This is a genomic window from Curtobacterium sp. MCBA15_016, assembly GCF_001865105.1.
GTDB lineage: Bacteria > Actinomycetota > Actinomycetes > Actinomycetales > Microbacteriaceae > Curtobacterium.
The window spans coordinates 1-2,006 of sequence record NZ_MJGR01000077.1 but is presented as its reverse complement, the minus strand read 5'-3'; the positions used below and the strand labels follow the sequence as shown (position 1 = coordinate 2,006).

At 56.8% G+C, this 2,006-nt stretch carries 1 rRNA gene; it reads right to left on the bottom strand.

The features are described from left to right. Nucleotides 1-294: 294 nt before the first annotated feature. A 16S ribosomal RNA gene (locus BIV03_RS18530) occupies nucleotides 295-1,816 on the bottom strand. Nucleotides 1,817-2,006 lie beyond the last annotated feature (190 nt).

Genomic DNA, 2,006 nt, shown 5'->3' with positions numbered 1-2,006 from the left:
GCCCACCGAAGAACCCAACCAGAACCCAAAGGCCCCAGTCACGGCTCAACCCCCGACCACACTCGGCCGGGAAGCCTGGTCCCTCAGGACCCAACAACGTGCACCAGCCGACCCGCTCACCCCCAACCCGTTCCAACCCGAACCACGAAGGCCCCGGCGTACTGAGGTCAGAAGCTGCGCTCCCGACTGCACTGTCAATGTTCCACCCATGAGCTACCGGCGAGAACGTTCGTCTCGATCCGGCGCCTGGACCCACCGTCCCCCGAAGGACACGACGAGCCAGATGCTCCTTAGAAAGGAGGTGATCCAGCCGCACCTTCCGGTACGGCTACCTTGTTACGACTTAGTCCTAATCACCGATCCCACCTTCGACGGCTCCTTCCACAAGGGTTAGGCCACCGGCTTCGGGTGTTACCGACTTTCATGACTTGACGGGCGGTGTGTACAAGGCCCGGGAACGTATTCACCGCAGCGTTGCTGATCTGCGATTACTAGCGACTCCGACTTCATGAGGTCGAGTTGCAGACCTCAATCCGAACTGAGACCGGCTTTTTGGGATTCGCTCCACCTTACGGTATCGCAGCCCTTTGTACCGGCCATTGTAGCATGCGTGAAGCCCAAGACATAAGGGGCATGATGATTTGACGTCATCCCCACCTTCCTCCGAGTTGACCCCGGCAGTCTCCTATGAGTCCCCGCCATAACGCGCTGGCAACATAGAACGAGGGTTGCGCTCGTTGCGGGACTTAACCCAACATCTCACGACACGAGCTGACGACAACCATGCACCACCTGTACACCGACCACAAGGGGGCGACCATCTCTGGCCGTTTCCGGTGTATGTCAAGCCTTGGTAAGGTTCTTCGCGTTGCATCGAATTAATCCGCATGCTCCGCCGCTTGTGCGGGCCCCCGTCAATTCCTTTGAGTTTTAGCCTTGCGGCCGTACTCCCCAGGCGGGGCGCTTAATGCGTTAGCTACGACACAGAAACCGTGGAAAGGTCCCTACATCTAGCGCCCAACGTTTACGGCGTGGACTACCAGGGTATCTAATCCTGTTCGCTCCCCACGCTTTCGCTCCTCAGCGTCAGTTACGGCCCAGAGATCTGCCTTCGCCATCGGTGTTCCTCCTGATATCTGCGCATTCCACCGCTACACCAGGAATTCCAATCTCCCCTACCGCACTCTAGTCTGCCCGTACCCACTGCAAGCCCGAGGTTGAGCCTCGGGATTTCACAGCAGACGCGACAAACCGCCTACGAGCTCTTTACGCCCAATAATTCCGGACAACGCTTGCACCCTACGTATTACCGCGGCTGCTGGCACGTAGTTAGCCGGTGCTTTTTCTGCAGGTACCGTCACTTTCGCTTCTTCCCTACTAAAAGAGGTTTACAACCCGAAGGCCGTCATCCCTCACGCGGCGTTGCTGCATCAGGCTTTCGCCCATTGTGCAATATTCCCCACTGCTGCCTCCCGTAGGAGTCTGGGCCGTGTCTCAGTCCCAGTGTGGCCGGTCACCCTCTCAGGCCGGCTACCCGTCGTCGCCTTGGTGAGCCATTACCTCACCAACAAGCTGATAGGCCGCGAGTCCATCCCCAACCAAAAAATCTTTCCACCACCAGACCATGCGGCCGGTAGTCATATCCAGTATTAGACGTCGTTTCCAACGCTTATCCCAGAGTCAGGGGCAGGTTACTCACGTGTTACTCACCCGTTCGCCACTAATCCACCCAGCAAGCTGGGCATCATCGTTCGACTTGCATGTGTTAAGCACGCCGCCAGCGTTCGTCCTGAGCCAGGATCAAACTCTCCGTAAAAAATTACAACCAACACCCGAAGATGTCAGCGAGTTGATTCTGACTGTTGACTGTCTACTGACAATCTTCAATCCAAAAGGAATTGTCTCCGAACCCACCAGCAAGCTGATGAGTCACGGGGTCAATAAATTGGCATTGACAATGTGCACGCTGTTGAGTTCTCAAGGACCAGACGCACTCCCCACTCGAC